The 17,469-nt window shown below is 59.4% G+C and carries 12 protein-coding genes; 4 read left to right on the top strand and 8 right to left on the bottom strand.

The window, feature by feature from the left end; translation table 11 throughout:
• Positions 1–76 precede the first annotated feature (76 nt).
• Complete coding sequence (locus ACIOYV_RS26760) at positions 77–4,717, top strand: hypothetical protein (RefSeq protein ID WP_401328510.1); 4,641 nt, start codon at positions 77–79, stop codon at positions 4,715–4,717.
• Position 4,718: 1 nt separating this feature from the next.
• Here ACIOYV_RS26760 and ACIOYV_RS26755 read toward each other — a convergent pair whose 3' ends face one another.
• The 5 genes from ACIOYV_RS26755 to ACIOYV_RS26735 form a co-directional block, all read right to left on the bottom strand.
• Complete coding sequence (locus tag ACIOYV_RS26755) at positions 4,719–6,536, bottom strand: ABC transporter ATP-binding protein (protein ID WP_401328507.1); 1,818 nt, start codon at positions 6,534–6,536, stop codon at positions 4,719–4,721.
• On the bottom strand, positions 6,529–7,131 hold the full coding sequence (locus ACIOYV_RS26750) for a DsbA family protein (protein WP_204280853.1): 603 nt from the start codon (positions 7,129–7,131) through the stop codon (positions 6,529–6,531). Before ACIOYV_RS26750 ends, ACIOYV_RS26755 begins: the two co-directional genes overlap by 8 nt.
• 40 nt (positions 7,132–7,171) lie before the next feature.
• Positions 7,172–8,113 (bottom strand): rhodanese-related sulfurtransferase, encoded by a 942-nt coding sequence (locus ACIOYV_RS26745; protein ID WP_054051885.1) that lies wholly within the window; start codon positions 8,111–8,113, stop codon positions 7,172–7,174.
• 184 nt (positions 8,114–8,297) lie between these two features.
• Complete coding sequence (locus ACIOYV_RS26740; RefSeq protein ID WP_054051883.1) at positions 8,298–8,597, bottom strand: BolA family transcriptional regulator; 300 nt, start codon at positions 8,595–8,597, stop codon at positions 8,298–8,300.
• Between the two features lie 12 nt (positions 8,598–8,609).
• Complete coding sequence (locus ACIOYV_RS26735; RefSeq protein WP_163913102.1) at positions 8,610–9,140, bottom strand: DUF2059 domain-containing protein; 531 nt, start codon at positions 9,138–9,140, stop codon at positions 8,610–8,612.
• Between the two features lie 192 nt (positions 9,141–9,332).
• Here ACIOYV_RS26735 and ACIOYV_RS26730 point away from each other — a divergent pair, with 192 nt between their 5' ends.
• Positions 9,333–10,727, top strand: a complete 1,395-nt coding sequence (locus tag ACIOYV_RS26730; RefSeq protein ID WP_401328502.1) for a class II fumarate hydratase — start codon at positions 9,333–9,335, stop codon at positions 10,725–10,727.
• Positions 10,728–10,858: 131 nt separating this feature from the next.
• Here the strand turns inward: ACIOYV_RS26730 and ACIOYV_RS26725 are convergent, their stop codons facing one another.
• On the bottom strand, positions 10,859–11,818 hold the full coding sequence (locus ACIOYV_RS26725) for a DMT family transporter (protein ID WP_054051877.1): 960 nt from the start codon (positions 11,816–11,818) through the stop codon (positions 10,859–10,861).
• A 210-nt stretch (positions 11,819–12,028) separates the two neighbouring features.
• Between ACIOYV_RS26725 and ACIOYV_RS26720 the strand changes: the two genes are divergently transcribed.
• Positions 12,029–12,223: a DUF6316 family protein gene (locus ACIOYV_RS26720; protein ID WP_290025103.1), complete on the top strand. Its 195-nt coding sequence runs from the start codon at positions 12,029–12,031 to the stop codon at positions 12,221–12,223.
• Positions 12,224–12,335: 112 nt separating this feature from the next.
• On the opposite strand, the gene ACIOYV_RS26715 is transcribed toward ACIOYV_RS26720, so the two are convergent.
• Positions 12,336–13,520, bottom strand: a complete 1,185-nt coding sequence (locus ACIOYV_RS26715; protein ID WP_054613891.1) for a thiolase family protein — start codon at positions 13,518–13,520, stop codon at positions 12,336–12,338.
• Between the two features lie 102 nt (positions 13,521–13,622).
• Complete coding sequence (gene pap / locus ACIOYV_RS26710) at positions 13,623–15,137, bottom strand: polyphosphate:AMP phosphotransferase (protein WP_401328497.1); 1,515 nt, start codon at positions 15,135–15,137, stop codon at positions 13,623–13,625.
• Positions 15,138–15,488: 351 nt separating this feature from the next.
• On the opposite strand from pap, the gene mnmC reads away from it, so the two are divergent.
• Complete coding sequence (mnmC, locus tag ACIOYV_RS26705) at positions 15,489–17,468, top strand: bifunctional tRNA (5-methylaminomethyl-2-thiouridine)(34)-methyltransferase MnmD/FAD-dependent 5-carboxymethylaminomethyl-2-thiouridine(34) oxidoreductase MnmC (protein WP_401328494.1); 1,980 nt, start codon at positions 15,489–15,491, stop codon at positions 17,466–17,468.
• Position 17,469: the final 1 nt, after the last annotated feature.

Below are 17,469 nucleotides of genomic sequence, written 5' to 3'. Positions count from 1 at the left end.
GATCGCTTGTAATCGAGCCAGGACGCCCTCGCGCAAAGCGATGCGAAGCTCAACAACCATCAAGAGATGCTCCTTCATGCAAACAATCACGCCCGGCGGCCTGTTCCCGCCGACACACCCTACCGAAGCCCAACTGCATACAGGCCAGCTGGAAGATTACCAACTCATGCTGTCTGCCATGAACGAACCACCCAACTTGGTTCATCTCTTTAATCCGATACCGATAGGGCCTTTTTCACCGCTGCACCGGGTGAGCGAGGACGGCCTGAATGCGCTATGGCACTTATTGCGCGACCGGGACTACATCAATATGTGCACAAAGCATCAAATCAAACACGGCGACCTGAACGTCACCCTTGAAGAGGGTCAGTATGTTTATCGAGGCTGGAGTAACGAGGGTTACAAGGTCACCCTGGATCTGATGGAACAGGCCAGTTGGCAAGCGTTGAAACACCGGATCGAACGGGCCGCCACTTTATTAGGCGGTCAGATCAACTCCAACCGTACGATCAGCCTGGGCAGAATGTGCGGATTTTACGGCCTCGTCCCGTGGAAGCCGCGACACCCGCAAGAACATCCCGCCGCGATAAATGCCCTGCAAGAAAAAATCGCCAGCCATCAACTAAGGCTGGAGGACGACTTCGATATTCTGGTGCTGAGACGACGCCCCACTGATAAAGATCGCGCCGTATTCCGAGCCCATCGACGTGACTCGCCCGAGCCTTCGCAGATCGATATCCAGAAGATTCACGCGGGGATCATCCGCGCGGAAATCATCGACACCCTCAACCAGTTCCGGCCTGATCAAAACACATCACCACTGACCCACCTCGCCAACACCATCCTGGCTGATACCACCCTCGAGCAAGTTCGGGCGACACCGACTGTTTATCTGCAAAAAATCCTGCAAAGCACCGAAGCCGAACAACTTGGAGTGCTGTTGCTATCGACCCTGGATTGGTATGGCGGGGAAATCGGTGAAGACACTTCACCCTTTATCAAAACCCGGCTGATCGCCCAGGCACTGCAACTCTGGCTGACCGGGCCTACCGATGATCATACTGAGGAGATTGCCGGTTACGCCTGGCAGGCGCGCGCTAACTGGGGCAAAAGTTATCAGGCCATTCAGGCTGATTTTGAAACCCATCTACTTAAGTCAAAGCGTGCTTCATCGGAAAAAGAGGCGATAGTTATTGCCCGGTTGTTTTTGCCACGATTTCCGAGCGAATTCCGTGTAACAGGGATTCCGGCCGAACTTGCCTACAAAAGCTCAATCGTCTGGGTCAACTTTGTCACGGGTGTGAACTTGATCAAGGCCAGTGATCCCCGGTCGCTGGAGCGGCTCAATTTCCAACAGCTGGCCAACCTGCCCCTCTTGCTGAGCGAAAACGCAACGACTGAAACTCTGAAATATATTGGCCTGGCGCGGCTGATGCCAACATTGGACTGGGCGCAAACTTACGGCGTCATTGCCCAGAAACCGTACGACCAGTACACGCAAAAAGAAGTTGAGCGGGCGCTGGCGGAACTGGACAAGTACACCGAGCAACTCAATAACGCCGTTATCCAACTCAACGAAGAGCCCCCCGAACGTCTGTCCATCGGTAAAAGGGAGATGGCAAAGCTCTTCGGTAAAGACGCCTTCATCTCGGACGGTCGCAAACTGGCGAGGAAACTGGGCCCACCTGTTTCTGTTTCCCGTGACGTCCCCTACCTCCCGGGCAAGGATTACGACTACTACTCGTTCCTCGACGTACTGGCTTCCGGCAAGTTTGATAATCAGGAAAAATGGCGGGTTACAGAAGCCGATGGCACCACGCTCAGCAAACAATGGATTCGGATCAATGAGCATCGAACGATAAAAACCGAAGGGGCATGGCCCGCTCCAGAGAGCGAGTTCGTGGGTTTGCCAATAGTCATGTCGCCGTTCACCAAGCTGCCTGACGTAAAGGCATTGTTCGAGACGGAATTCGAACACTATGTAAAGAAAACCACGGCCGCCTATGAAACGCTGATCAGAAGCCTGATTGCATCGCTGCCTTGCGCTGACCGTCTGGCCCTGGAGTTCGGAGCGGTCAAGATCCATAGCCTGAGAAAGGAAAGCCAGGGCATTGAGGCGCAAAACGAGACACCTGAGCTGATCTTGCCGCTCAGAGCCCGCAATGGCCTGATCCTCCAGGCAACCCATGCCGGTAACACCACGCATTACGAACTGTTGCCCAAGGCTGGCGTGATACGCCGCCTCGAAAAACTGGAATCGGGGTTGTTCAGTGGCGCTCTCCAGACTGAACGCTGGCGCGTTTCCAGATCCGGCACCGTGGCCGTTTCGGTATGGCGGCATAAGGATCTGCCGTTTGACTGGGACGCTCATTCAAACGGCAGCGCACCGCGAAAGGAAAGCCGTTGTCAGGCCATCATCGAACAGTTGGGTGACACCCTTGATGCAACCCCCTATAGCGCGGAAAACGCCGCCCTCCCCCCGCAAACGTTGTCCTCGTATCGCACGGTGAAAATCAGTCATGCCATTGCAAGCGGGCTGCTATTCGTCGACCCGAAAGCACTGCGCAACGCCGCTTATGGCCAGACCCAGTTTGATCGCAAATCAGCCTGGTACGAAAAAGTCGTCGCCGTTGCAAAGATGCTGGTGCCGTTCTGGAGCAGTATCGAAGACCTGGACTCGGGCGACAAGACACGCTTGATCCACGGCGCGTTCGGCCTGTTCGTCGATGTCATTTCATTTGCGTTGCCGATCGGCAAATTTGCCTCGGGCTCGATGCAATTGGTCGCCCGTTCCAGTCGGCTGACCTTGCGTGCCACATTGCCGTCGTTCAGATCACTGACGTTGGAACTGGTGATTTCGATTGCCGGCGCTCTGAACCCGCTCGATGGTCCCCTCTCTCTGCTGAACGGACTGAGTGTGGTCATGATGAAGTTAGGTCGCGCCGGACGTTTCAGGCTGATGGAACTGCTGGGACGAGCAGGTCGCTATAACTTCGTGCGCAGCCACCCCCAGGTTGGCGATGTGGGTCACTGGAAGCCCTTGGTGGACGGTGAGGAACTGGCCCGGGTAAACGGCGTCGACGACGTATCGGTCCGTAATCTGGCAAGCGCTGGCAAGTCCGACTATCGCCTGGTCGATCCGCTATCGTCAAAATTGTTTGGCCCGACCCTGGCGACCAAATCCGGCGAACTGTCGCCAGGACGATCCCGCTACGATTCCCTGGGCAAGATCGACAACCATGCGCTCATCGAGGTCCCTGAACACACTCGTGTGCGCGAAGTGCTTGAAGTCGATGGCCGTACCACGATCTTTCTCGACGACATTCCATACAGACTGGACGGCGACACGCTGCGTCGCGCCGACCTGATCGATGACGATGCACTCAAGGCCATCCCCTGCCGGATAAGTCGAGCCCCAGGCACCGATGTCTGCAAGACCCGCTACGTGACCCGTGAACCGGCCCCAGTCCCGAGCATCGGCAGTTACGATGAAACCAAAGGCTGGGCAGACTGGTTTGGCGATGTCATCTACACCCCCGCCACTGACCGTGCACCGATGCGGGCCGCAGACATCGCCAGGCATGCAAACCTCGACGCCACCCTGGAGTTCCAGAAAGGTATCTACGGACGGGTCATGCTCAGCGTGCCCGAACCGCGCCAACAACTCGTGGACAATTTGAGGGTGGGCGCCATCATCGTCGAGTCCATGGATGAATCCAGGCACTACATTTATATTCGTATTAATGCTGGCGATTTTTATGTCGCCGAGCGCCTCAAGGGGCAAAAGGCCCATGAGCTCCTGACCTTCAGAAAAGCCGAAACACTGCCCAAGGAGCTGAATGCCGAACTGAAAACGGTCTACACCGGCTCCCTGAATGCCAACAACATGGCGCGAATCCATGGGACCGACGCCGTTGAGCGCGCCTTGAAAACCATGGAAGAAATCGCCATACCGATCGGTGGCCACGCCAGGCCACCCGAGACGCTCCAATGGTTGAAAGTCGACACCAGTCCTGGTGAGGCGCTGCTGTTCGATCATTCGACACGCATGATCGTCAGCCGTCTGCCGGAGGGCGCGACGTCGTGGTCACGCAGCATGGAGGCCTCGGAGCCCTTTCGACAAAGAACCGCGGAAATCTTCGATACGCTGTTCGTCGAGAAAACCATTTCGACCCCGATGAACAGCAACCTGAAAATCCATTCAACAATGAACAAGCTCCAGAAATTGCTTCCTAAAAGACTTCGTACACAGAACGCGAGGAATATTGCCTATGCCGAAGTCATCACGGCGGCCGGGGCACGGGAGGTTTATGTCAGCGTTTCAGGTGCGCAGGGGCTGACCGGTTATTTACCGCTGTTTCAGCCACCGTTCCCGCATGGTCAGGTGATCATCAACGGCACGACTTATTTCAACATCGATTTCAATCGGGCATTTACCAGGAGCTCACTTAACGTCTCACCGGATGGCAAGTTGTTGGCCGTACCGCATACGATAAAAGACATCGACACCTACCAGCCTGCGCTGACCAGTCGCCCGACGTCCCTGGACAGCGAGGCCAAACTGATCAGCGTGATACGCGAGAAATACCCGAATCGCGAAATGATCCAGTCCGTCAACATCGCCACCACCATGCCTCCGTGCAACAGCTGCTCGGTGGTCGTCAAGGAGTTTGGATACGACGGCGGGGAAAACGCGCTGCAAGTCCTGTGGAACTGACTTACAACTGCTGCAAATGCCCATAAAGCTTGGCGTACAAACCACCATCGGCGATCAGTTGCTGATGGTCGCCATCCTCGGCGATGCGCCCGCCATCGAACACCAGCACGCGGTCGGCCTGCTTCACCGCTGACAGTCGGTGGGCAATGATCAGGGTGGTACGTTCGCTGAGGAACCGCGCCAGCGCTTCATGCAGGTTGTATTCGGTGGCGGCATCCAGCGCCGAGGTGGCCTCGTCGAGGATCACCACTTTGGGCTGGGCCAGGACCATCCGTGCGATGGCCAGCCGTTGACGCTGGCCACCGGACAAACGCACACCGGAACGACCAACCACACTGTCCAGGCCCTGGGGCAAACCGCGCACCGTGCCATCGAGTTGGGCGATTTCCAGGGCCTGCCAACAGGCTTCGTCGCTGCGTTCGCGGCCCATGGTCAGGTTGGCCCGGATGGTGTCGTTGAACAGCGCCGGATGCTGCAACACCACGGCGACATTTTCCCGCACGGTTTCCAGGCCGATCTCTTCTTGCGTCGCACCGCCGAAACGAATCGCCCCGGCCAGCGGCGTGTACAAGCCCAGCAGCAATTGCACCAGGGTGCTTTTACCGCCACCGCTGGCGCCGACAATCGCGACTTTTTCACCGGGGGCGATGCTCAGGTTCATCTGATCCAGCACCAGCTCATCGCCATAACTGAAACTCAGGCCCTGAACATCGATGCCTACGGTGGTGCGCCCCTGGAATGGATCGACGCCACCGGGGTATTGCGGCTCATCGGCACGCGCCAGCAACTCGTTGATCCGCGACAGCGCGCCACCGGCAGCGTAGTAGGCGTATTGCAGATTCAACAGCTGTTCGACCGGGCCGATCATGAACCACAGGTAGCTGAACACTGCGAGCATCTGGCCGATGGACAGATCCGAGAACAGCACGGTGAGCATCGCCGCGGCGCGGAAAATATCGATGCCGAACTGGAACAGCAAACCACTGGCCCGGTTCGACGCGTCGGTTTTCCATTGCGAGTTCACCGCGTAATCGCGCACTTCCCGGGCACGCTGGCCGAGCCGTCCGAGGAAAAAGCCCTGGCGGTTACCGGCGCGCACTTCCTGGATCGAATCCAGGGTTTCGGTCAGCGCCTGAGTGAAACGCGAGGTGCTGTCGTTCTCGAGCTTCTTCAGGTGCTTGACCCGTTTGCCGAGCTGCACCGTGGCGTAGATCACCAGCGGGTTGAACAGCATGATCAGCAGCGCAAGTTTCCAGTGCATCCACACCAGAATGCTCGCGGTACCGACCAGGGTCAGCATTGCCACGAGGAAACGACTGAGGGTTTCGCCAACAAACTTGTCGAGGGTATCGAGGTCGGTGACCAGGTGCGTGGTCACCGTACCGCTGCCCAGGCTTTCGTATTCGCCCAGGGAAATGCACTTGAGCCGTTCGATCAGCCGCACACGAATCCGATAAACGATGTCTTTGGCCAGCGCCGCAAACAACTTCGCTTGCACCACGTTGAACAGCAACGCGCCACAGCGCAGGACGAAGGTCACCAGCAGCATCAGGCCGATGTAGCCGGCGGCTTTCTGCCAGGCATCCGGCAGTGCGTGGTTCATGATCTTCAGCGCGGAATCGCCATGGCCCAGCAGCACTTCGTCCACCAGCAACGGCAACAGCAACGGGATCGGCACACTGCACAGGGTCGCCAGCACGGCCACGCCGTTGGCGATCCACAGGGATTTTTTGTGATGCAGGGCCAGTCGGCGAATTTCCGCCCAGCTCAGTCGATCGACACGCGGGGAAGCGGGTGCATCGTCGGGCAGATCATGCACAGGCAGCGCGCTCCAGCCAGCGGCCGAGCAGCGGTGACAGGACACTCAGGGGTTGGTAGCCGTTGGTCAGCAACGCCAGTTGCCCGTCGCGCTCGGCCAGCAAAGTCGGGAACCCGGCGATGCCGAGGTCCTGGACCCAGGTGAAATCGGCGGCGGTGGCGGCGTGCTGGTCGGCACGGTCGAACGCGGCGGCGAACTCGATGCGCGGCAGCCCGGCCTTTTCCGCCAACTCCACCAGCACGCTGGCATGGGTGACGTCGCGACCTTCGGCGTAGAACGCGTGCTGGATCAGCCCGAGCAGTTTCCACGCGCAATCCGGCGCCAGGCTGCGCGCCGTCACCAGCGCACGGCAGGCGGGCTCGGTGTCGTAGACGAAGCCGTCGGGCAACGCGCCTTCGCGCTTGAACGGCTGGCCGGTGGCCTCGGTGACCGCTTGCCAGTGCTCAAGAATGTAGCGCCGGGTGGTCGGCTCCAGCGCCGAACCACTGCCGGTGCGCAAACCGCCCACCACCAGATGCAATTCCACGCCCGCCGCCTGCGCCTGCTCGACCAGCGCTTCAGCCACCGGCGCGAAGCCCCAGCACCACGAACACATCGGGTCCATCACGTAGAGCAGGCGGCGAGCAGACATGGATTCAAGCCTCGGAAGGGGTTTGCTTGTAGTTGTAACCGATCGGGTGCGGCAAATTGCGCGCCTTGGCCAGTTCGATCTGCTTCTGCCGGTCGATGGCGCTGCGACGGGTTTTCTCGCTCAGCTTATCCCAGCAATGCGGGCAACTGATGCCGGCCACGTAGTGCTCGGATGCGCGGTCTTCGACGCTGATCGGTGTACGACAGGCATGACATTGATCGTAGTCGCCTTCGCTCAAGTCGTGGCGCACGGTCACGCGGTTGTCGAACACGAAGCAGTCGCCCTGCCACTTGGTTTCTTCCTGCGGCACCTCTTCGAGGTACTTCAGAATCCCACCCTTGAGGTGATAGACCTCATCGAAGCCTTGGCTGAGCATGTAGCTCGAAGCCTTTTCACAACGAATGCCGCCGGTGCAGAACATCGCGACTTTCTTGTGCACGGCCGGGTCGAAGTGTTCTTTGATGTAGTCGGGGAATTCGCGAAAACTGGTGGTTTTCGGATCGATGGCGCCTTCGAAGGTACCGATCGCGACTTCGTAGTCGTTACGGGTGTCGATCAGCAGCACTTCCGGGTCGCTGATCAGCGCGTTCCAGTTCTGCGGATCGACGTAGGTGCCGACGGCTTTGTTCGGGTCTACGCCGTCAACGCCGAGGGTGACGATTTCTTTCTTCAGCTTGACCTTGGTGCGGTAGAACGGCTGGTCGTCGCAGTACGATTCTTTGTGGTCGATATCGTCCATGCGCGGGTCGTTCTTGAGCCAGGCCATCAGCCCGTCGATGCCTTCGCGGCTGCCGGACACGGTGCCATTGATGCCTTCTTCAGCGATCAGCAGCGTGCCTTTGATGCCGTTGTCGACCATCGCTTGCAGCAATGGCTCACGCATCTCGACGTAGTTTTCCAGGGTGACGAACTTATACAGTGCCGCCACGACAATCTGTTGTGTCATGGGTGATTCTCCAGGTGGCTACCCTCGTAAGGGGTGAACCGGATGCGAAAAAAAACGCGCCGGGTTAGCGGCGCGTTGCGGATTCTAGCAAAAATAAACGCTTCTGTAGGAGCGAGGCTTGCCCGCGATGGCGATCTTGAGTACGCCTTCGCGGGCAAGCCTCGCTCCTACAGGGGGCAGGACATCAATGCTTGCTGCCGCCAGCACAGGTCGGTGAGGCCGGGGCCGCATCCATCTGTGCCCATTCTTCAGGCGTGTAGGTATGCAGCGCCAACGCATGAAACTCACCCATCAGCTCGCCGAGCGTGCCGTAGACTTTCTGGTGACGCTTGACGCGATTGAGCCCTTCGAACTGCTGGCTGACCACCACGGCCTTGAAGTGGGTTTGCAACCCACGACTGTGCATATGGCTTTCATCCAGCACTTGCAGGTGCTCGGGCTGTAACAACCCCAGCGTCGATTCGATGCGTTGTTGCATGGTCATACCCGGCTCCGCTTAAGGCTTTTTCTTGGCTGCAGGAGCAGCGGCGCCGGCTTTCGGATCCAGCTCGTTGGTCATGTCAGCCAACAGCTTGTTGACCACTGGCACGGCGCTTTCGAGCTTGGCCTGGGTCATCTGGGCCGATTGCTGGGTCAGCTGCGGCATTTTTTCCAGGACTTTCTTGCCCAGTGGCGACTGGTAGAACGCAACCAGGTCTTTGAGCTCGGACTCGCTGAAGTTGGTGGTGTACAGCTTGACCATGTCAGGTTTCAGCTTGTTCCAGCCAATGGCTTGGTCCAGAGCGGCGTTGGCCTTGGCCTGGTAGGTTTCCAGCAGGGCTTTTTTCGATTCAGGGGCTTTGGTCTGTTCAAAGCGCTGAGCGAACATTTGCTGCACTTGCATGTACACCGGAGTGCCCAATTTGTCAGCGTGCGCCAGGGTCAGGAAAGCTTCGGCACTGGCGTTGTGGCTGGCGGTATCGGCAAAAACCTGGCCGCTGGCGCAAACCAGTGCAACCGCGGTACAGATGGCACGAAGACGAGTCATCGAGTTTCCTTTTCTAGCAGGCGAGGTAAAACCCCAAGGGCGACCATTCTGCGCCTAAAAAACGTCATGGCTCAACCCCTGCCCCTTACAGGGCCTGATTTGCAGGGCTGAGCGGTCAAAAAACAGACTGATGGAACCACATCGGCCGAACACGGCCTAAACTGCGCAATCAGACATTCAGGAGTGTGACCGATGAGCCGTATCGAAACCGACAGCCTTGGTGAAGTGGACGTCCCGGATGATGCCTACTGGGGCGCGCAGACCCAACGTTCGCTGATCAACTTCGCCATCGGTCAGGAACGCATGCCCCTGGCGGTCCTGCACGCGCTGGCGCTGATCAAGAAAGCCGCGGCCCGGGTCAATGATCGCAATGGCGACGTGCCTGCGGACATTGCCCGGCTGATCGAGCAAGCCGCCGATGAAGTGCTCGATGGCAGCCATGACGACCAGTTCCCGCTGGTGGTGTGGCAGACCGGCAGCGGCACCCAGAGCAACATGAACGTCAACGAAGTGATCGCCGGTCGCGCCAACGAATTGGCCGGCAACCCTCGCGGCGGCAAGGCGCCGGTGCATCCCAACGATCACGTGAATCGTTCCCAGAGCTCCAACGATTGCTTCCCCACCGCCATGCACATCGCCACCGTTCAAGCGGTGCAGCAACAATTGCTGCCGGCGATCAGTGAATTGTCGGGCGGCCTGGCCGAGTTGTCGGCGCGGCACATGAAACTGGTCAAGACCGGCCGCACGCACATGATGGATGCGACGCCGATCACCTTCGGCCAGGAGCTGTCGGCGTTTATCGCACAACTGGATTACGCCGAACGGGCGATCCGCAGCGCGTTGCCGCAAGTCTGTGAACTGGCCCAGGGCGGCACGGCGGTGGGTACCGGGTTGAACTCACCCCACGGCTTTGGTGAAGCGATTGCCGCGGAACTGGCCGCGCTGTCCGGTTTGCCATTCGTCACAGCGCCGAACAAATTCGCCGCCCTCGCCGGCCATGAACCGCTGACCACGTTGTCCGGGGCGCTGAAAACCCTGGCCGTGACCCTGATGAAAATCGCCAACGACCTGCGTTTGCTCGGCTCCGGCCCGCGTGCCGGTTTCGCTGAAGTGAAGCTGCCGGCCAACGAGCCCGGCAGTTCGATCATGCCCGGCAAGGTCAACCCGACCCAGTGCGAAGCGTTGTCGATGCTCGCCTGCCAGGTGATGGGCAACGATGTGGCGATCGGCTTTGCCGCGAGTCAGGGTCACCTGCAATTGAACGTGTTCAAACCGGTGATCATCCACAACCTGCTGGAATCGATTCGCCTGCTGGCCGATGGCTGCAGTAACTTCCAGCAGCATTGCATCGCCGGGCTGGAACCGGATGCCGAGAAAATGGCGGAACATCTGGAACGTGGCTTGATGCTGGTGACTGCGCTGAACCCGCACATTGGCTACGACAAGTCGGCGGAGATTGCCAAGAAGGCGTATGCCGAAGGGCTGACCCTGCGTGAGGCGGCGTTGCAGTTGGGGTATCTGACTGACGAACAGTTTGATGCGTGGGTGCGACCGGAGAATATGCTCGAAGCGGGGGCCAAGGGCTGAGGTTTGTAGCGTCTGATAGTCAGTCTTCGCGGGCAAGCCTCGCTCCTACAGGTTTTGCAGCGTTCGCATAATGGGTGAACGACACAAATACTGTAGGAGCGAGGCTTGCCCGCGAAGAACGATAATGCGGTCTAACTGGCCGCCATCTTCACCCGCCGCGCCCGGAGCCCCGCCATCAACGACGGCCCCAACGCCACCAGCGCCGATCCCAGCACCACCAACACCGCCCCGCCATAACCCAGGCCATTGATGGTCTCGGCATGCACATACTCGGGCCATGCCCACGCCGCCACGGCCACCGCGACAAACGTCACCAACGGCGTAATCGCCAAGGTCGCGCTCACCCGCGAAGCCTCCCAATGCGCCAGCGCTTCAGCGAATGCGCCATAGGCGATCAACGTGTTCATGCAGCACGCCAGCAGCAGCCAGCCTTGTCGCGGACTCAGACTCAGCGCTTCCAGCGGATGCACCCACGGCGTCAGCAGCAGCGCGCAGAACAGATAAATCACCATCATCACTTGCAACGAATTCCACACCGTCAGCAATTGTTTCTGGCCCAGCGCATAGAACGTCCAGACAGTCGATGCCGCCAGCACCATCAATACGCCGGCGGTGTAATCGGTCAGGGACGTCAGTAATTCGGCCAGGCGCTGATTGAAAAACAGCCCGAAACCGATCAGCAGCACCAACAGGCCAATCCCCTGCCCCAGGCTGAAACGCTCCTTGAACACAAACAGGCTGGCGATCAGCAACATGATCGGCCCCATCTGCACCACCAGTTGCGCGGTGCCGGGGCTCAGCAGGTTCAGGCCCATCAGGTACAACACGTAATTACCGACCAGCCCGAGTACCGCCATCAGCACCAGCCAGCCGCCCTTTGGGCCGAGCACTTTGCGGCTTGGCAGACGTTTGGTCGCTGCCAGGTACAGGAACAGGCAACCGCCGGACACCAGCAGGCGAAACCAGGTCACCGTCACCGGGTCCATGACGACCAGCACTTGCTTGAGTTTGATCGGCAAGATTCCCCACAACAGCGCGGTCAGCAAGGCCAGGAACAGACCGTACACCCAGCGACCCGATGAAATATGCATGCCGACCCCAAAGCCAAGTGACGAGAATCGTCATTCTAGGCTCAGCGCCCGATGGCACACAGGGACAGTTGTGGATAGGCCGCGAATGAAACTGTGCAGGTCGCAACGCTAAATTGACGAAGTGCCGTCGATCAGGTCGCCAGGCGCGGCAAGTACTTCAGGCATAAGCTCATTGGATCCGCAAACAGGACCTACCCTCAGGAGATCGCCATGTACGGCATGCGCGCCCAGGACAACGCCCCCGCTACGCACTTTCGCAGTGACCGGATGTGTCGTGTAAATGGGGAGTTGTATTTCAGTACTCGGGAAAACACCCTCGAAGGGCCGTTCGACAACCCTGAGGCGGCGGCGCGGGAGATACAGGCGTATATCGAGCGGATGCAGCTTCAGAGCAAAACCCGGTAGATCGCGGTGCGGCCTTCGCGGGCAAGCCTCGCTCCTACAGGGGAATGCGATCTTCTGTAGGAGCGAGGCTTGCCCGCGAAAGCAATTCAACAGGCGCTAAAAAACTTCAGGTTTAACGCACCGCCTCAAACAACCCCGTAGCCCCCATCCCGCCACCCACGCACATGGTCACCACGCCATAACGCAAATTGCGCCGTTGCAGTTCCCGCACGATATGCCCGACCTGACGCGAACCGGTCATGCCAAACGGATGCCCGATGGAAATCGAACCGCCATTGACGTTGTACTTGGCGTTATCGATCTCCAGTCGATTGCGGCTGTACAGGCACTGCGACGCGAACGCTTCGTTGAGTTCCCACAGATCGATATCAGCAACCTGCAAGCCCTTGGCCTTGAGCAACTTCGGTACCGAAAACACTGGGCCGATGCCCATTTCGTCCGGCGCACAACCGGCCACGGTAAAACCTCGGAAAAACGCTTTCGGCTTCAAGCCCAGTTCCAGGGCTTTTTCCAGGCTCATCACCAGAGTCATCGACGCACCGTCGGACAGTTGCGACGAGTTACCCGCCGTCACCGAACCGTCCTCGGCAAACACCGGTTTCAAACCGGCGAGGCTTTGCAGGGTGGTGTCCGGGCGGTTGCAGTCGTCGTGATCGACGATGCCATCGAGGATCTGCACCTGGCCGGTGGCTTTGTCTTCAACCCGATACTTGACCGCCATCGGCACGATTTCATCATTGAACAAACCGGCCGCCTGAGCCTGCGCGGTGCGTTGCTGGCTCTGCAACGCGTACAGATCCTGTTCTTCGCGGCTGACGTTGTAACGGCGGGCGACGATTTCAGCGGTCTGGCCCATCGGGAAATAAATGCCCGGCACCTGTTCCTTGAGCAACGGGTTGATCAGGTTGTCGGTGTTGACGCTTTTCATGGTCAGGCTGATGGACTCGACGCCACCGGCCACGATGATGTCGCTGCAACCCGAGGCGATCTGGTTCGCGGCAATCGCAATGGCTTGCAGGCCCGATGAGCAAAAACGGTTGAGGGTCATGCCAGCTGTGCCGATGCCCAGGTGCGAGAGCACCGCGACGTTACGCCCGATGTTGTAGCCTTGGGCGCCTTCGTTGGAGCCGGCGCCGACGATGCAATCCTCGACGCTGGCCGGGTCGATGTCGTTGCGCGTCAGCAGCGCATTGACACAGTGGGCCGCCATGTCGTCCGGGCGGGTCTGATTGAACTTGCCGCGAAAGGATTTGGCCAGGCCGGTCCGTACGCTGTCGACGATCACCACTTCACGCATGGCATACCTCATTGTTGTTGTCGGTTGAGAGTGGACCGAGCATAAGTCCACCTCATTGCCGACCGCGACAATCATTCACCCCGCGTATGCGCAACCATCGTCCTACTTCTTGTGCTTCCTGGCCTTTTTGTCGGCCTTGTCGAACGCTTCCTCCAACGCCCGGTTGATCGTGCGCAACACTTTGACCCGCGCCCAGCGTTTGTCATTGGCTTCCACCAGGGTCCAGGGCGAGATCTCGGTGCTGGTGCGATCGACCATGTCGCCGACTGCCGAACGGTAGGCATCCCACTTGTCGCGGTTGCGCCAGTCGTCCTCGGTGATCTTGAAGCGTTTGAAGGGGATGTCCTCCCGAGCCTGGAAGCGTTCCAATTGAGTCTGCTTGTCGATGGCCAGCCAGAACTTGACCACGATGACGTGGGAATCGGAGATCTGCTCTTCGAAATCGTTGATCTCGCTGTACGCCCGCAACCAGTCTGCCGGCGGACAGAAACCTTCGACGCGCTCCACCAACACCCGTCCGTACCACGAACGGTCGAACACGGTGAACTTGCCCTTCGCCGGTAGATGTCGCCAGAAACGCCACAAGTACGGTTGCGCCCGCTCCTCTTCGGTGGGCGCAGCAATCGGCACGATGCTGTACTGACGCGGATCGAGGGCTGCCGCGACCCGACGAATCGCCCCACCCTTGCCCGCCGCATCATTGCCCTCGAACACCGCCACCAAGGCGTGCTGACGCATGCGTTTGTCGCGCATCAGGCCGGAGAACCGCGCCTGCTCGGTAATCAGTTGTTCTTCGTAATCGTCCTTGTCCAGGCTTTGGGTCAAATCCAGGCTGTCGAGCACATTCATTTGATCGACATGAATCGGCAGCGGCGCGGCGTTGACCTTGTCCGGATGGATCTCGGGCCGCTTCAAGGCATTTTGCAGGCCTTCGAGCAGGATCTGGCCCACCGCCAGACTGCGGTAATGCGGATCGACGCCTTCGATCACATGCCACGGCGCATAGTCGCGACTGGTGCGGCGCAGCACGCGCTCGCCGTATTTGACGAATTTGTCGTAGGTCTGGGACTGCTGCCAGTCCAGCGGGCTGATGCGCCAACTGTGCAACGGGTCGTCAGCGAGTGCCTTGAGCCGCGCCTTCATTTGTTTTTTCGAGAGGTGGAACCAGAACTTGAAGATCAGCGCGCCTTCGTCGCAGAGCATTTTTTCGAAACGCTCGGACTGGTTGATCGCCTGATCCAACACCGCATTCTTGAAGTCGCCGTGAACGCGACCTTGCAGCATCTGGCTGTACCAGTTGCCGAAGAAAATCCCCATGCGCCCCTTGGCCGGCAGCATCCGCCAATAGCGCCAGGCCGGTGGCCGCGCCAGTTCTTCGTCGGTCTGCTGGTCGAAGGTGCGCACCTCGATCAGGCGCGGGTCCATCCATTCGTTGAGCAACTTGACCGTCTCGCCCTTGCCGGCGCCTTCGATGCCGTTGATCAAAATGATCACCGGAAAACGTTGTTGCTGCTGCAGTTCAAACTGCGCTTCGAGCAAGGCTTCACGCAGGGCCGGCACTTCGGCGTCGTAGGTTTCTTTGTCGATGGCGTGACCGATTTCGGCAGATTCGAACATGGGCGGCTCCCTTCCAAGATTGAGCAAGACTAGCGGATTGACCTGATGATCATCAGAGAAATTCCGTGTGACCCGAGGCTTTTGATGTTGTGGCTTCTGGGTTGCCGGGACTATTTGGGCTTTTGTGGCGAGGGGGCTTGCCCCCGTTGGGGGGCGAAGCGGCCCTCAAACCAGACGACTCGATTTATCAGTCAAACCGAGCAGGCAGATTTCACGACTGCTTCGCAGCCGAACGGGGGCAAGCCCCCTCGCCACAATTTTCCCGCAAGCAGAGTTCCAAGAACCTGCCATGGATCAAGCACACAAGCCCTGATCAGATAGAATGCCCGCCTAGCCGTTACTGAGCCTGCCATGAACTCCGAATTGCCCAACGCCCAGCTCGACTGGGATGACCAGGGACGCCCGTACTCGCGGGTGTTCGATGATGTGTATTTTTCCGACCTGTCCGGTCTGGACGAAACCCGTTATGTGTTCATCGAACAAAACCGCCTGAAGGAACGCTTTGCCGCGTTGCCCACGGACGGTCGACTGGTGATTGGCGAGACCGGTTTCGGCACCGGGTTGAATTTTCTCTGCGCCTGGCAGTTGTTCGAAGAGCAAGCCGTGGCCGGCGCGCGATTGCATTTTGTCAGCGTGGAAAAATACCCGCTGACCGCCCCGGACCTGAAACGGGCGCTGGCACTGTGGCCAGAACTCAAGCCCTTCGCCGATCAGTTGTTGGCCCAGTACGTGGCAATCCATCAGGGCTTTCAACGCCTGGTGCTGGACAACGGCCGAGTCACCCTGACCCTGCTGATCGGCGATGCGCTGGAACAGTTGCCGCAGCTGGACGCACAGATCGACGCGTGGTTTCTCGACGGTTTCGCCCCGGCGAAAAACCCCGACATGTGGACCGCCGAGCTGTTCGCCGAACTGGCGCGCCTGGCCGCGCCTGATTCAACCATCAGCACCTTTACCAGCACCGGTTGGGTGCGTCGGTTGCTCAACGCGGCGGGTTTCAAGATGAAGCGCACGCCGGGCATCGGCCATAAATGGGAAATCCTGCGGGGCGTCTTTCTCGGTTGGCCTGCGGAAGTCGCGGCACCTGTCATCGCCAAACCCTGGTTCGCCCGTCCGCCCGTGCATAAAGGCGAACGCCGTGCCTTGGTGATCGGCGCCGGTCTGGCCGGCTGTGCGAGTGCGGCCAGCCTCTCGGCGCGGGGTTGGCAGGTCAGTTTGCTGGAAAGGCATGCCGACGTCGCCCAGGAAGCCTCGGGCAATCCGCAAGGCGTGCTGTACTTGAAACTGTCGGCTCATGGCACTGCGTTATCGCAATTGATCGTCAGCGGTTTCGGCCACACTCGACGCGTACTCGAACACTTGCATCGCGGTGTCGACTGGGACGGCTGCGGCGTATTGCAACTCGCGTTCAATACCAAGGAAGCCGAGCGTCAGGCGCAATTGGCGGCGGCGTTTCCTGCGGACCTGTTGCATGTTCTGGATCAGCCACAGGCCGAGGCGCGGGCCGGCATTGCGCTAGCCCACGGCGGCTTGTTCTATCCCGAAGGTGGCTGGGTGCATCCGCCGGCGTTGTGTCAGTGGCAGGCAACCCAACCCAATATTCAATTGCTGACTCATCGTGATGTGCTGGAACTGCGCAAGATCGATGACCAGTGGCAAGCCTGGGACGGCGAAACCTTGCTCGCCAGTGCACCGGTGGTGGTGCTGGCCGGCGCCGCCGAGATCAAGCGTTTTGCGCAAAGTGCCGATCTGCCACTCAAGCGTATTCGCGGTCAGATCACTCGACTGGCGCAAACCAGCGAGAGCCAGAGTCTGTCCACGGTGGTCTGCGCCGAAGGTTACGTGGCACCGGCGCGACTGGGCGAACACACCTTGGGCGCCAGTTTCGATTTCAACAGCGATGACCTGACACCGACCACCGCCGAACACCTGGGCAACCTGCAATTGCTGGAGGAAATTTCCAGCGATCTGGTCACCCGCCTGCACGCCGATCAACTGGACGTCGAACAGCTGCAAGGTCGTGCCGCGTTCCGTTGCACCAGCCCCGACTACCTGCCCATCGTCGGTCCGCTCGCCGACGGCCAAGCGTTCAATCAGGCCTATGCCGCCCTGAGCAAGGACGCCCGACAAGTGCCGGACATTCCCTGCCCTTGGCTCGATGGCTTGTACGTCAACAGCGGTCACGGCTCACGGGGCTTGATCACCGCGCCGCTGTCCGGCGAGTTGCTGGCCGCGTGGCTGGACAACGAACCGTTGCCCTTGCCGCGCAGCGTCGCCGAGGCCTGTCATCCGAACCGTTTTGCCTTGCGCCGGTTGATCCGCGGCAGTTGAT

This window comes from Pseudomonas sp. NPDC087342 (assembly GCF_044744265.1).
GTDB lineage: Bacteria > Pseudomonadota > Gammaproteobacteria > Pseudomonadales > Pseudomonadaceae > Aquipseudomonas > Aquipseudomonas nunensis.
This window is presented reverse-complemented; position numbering and strand designations above follow the sequence as displayed.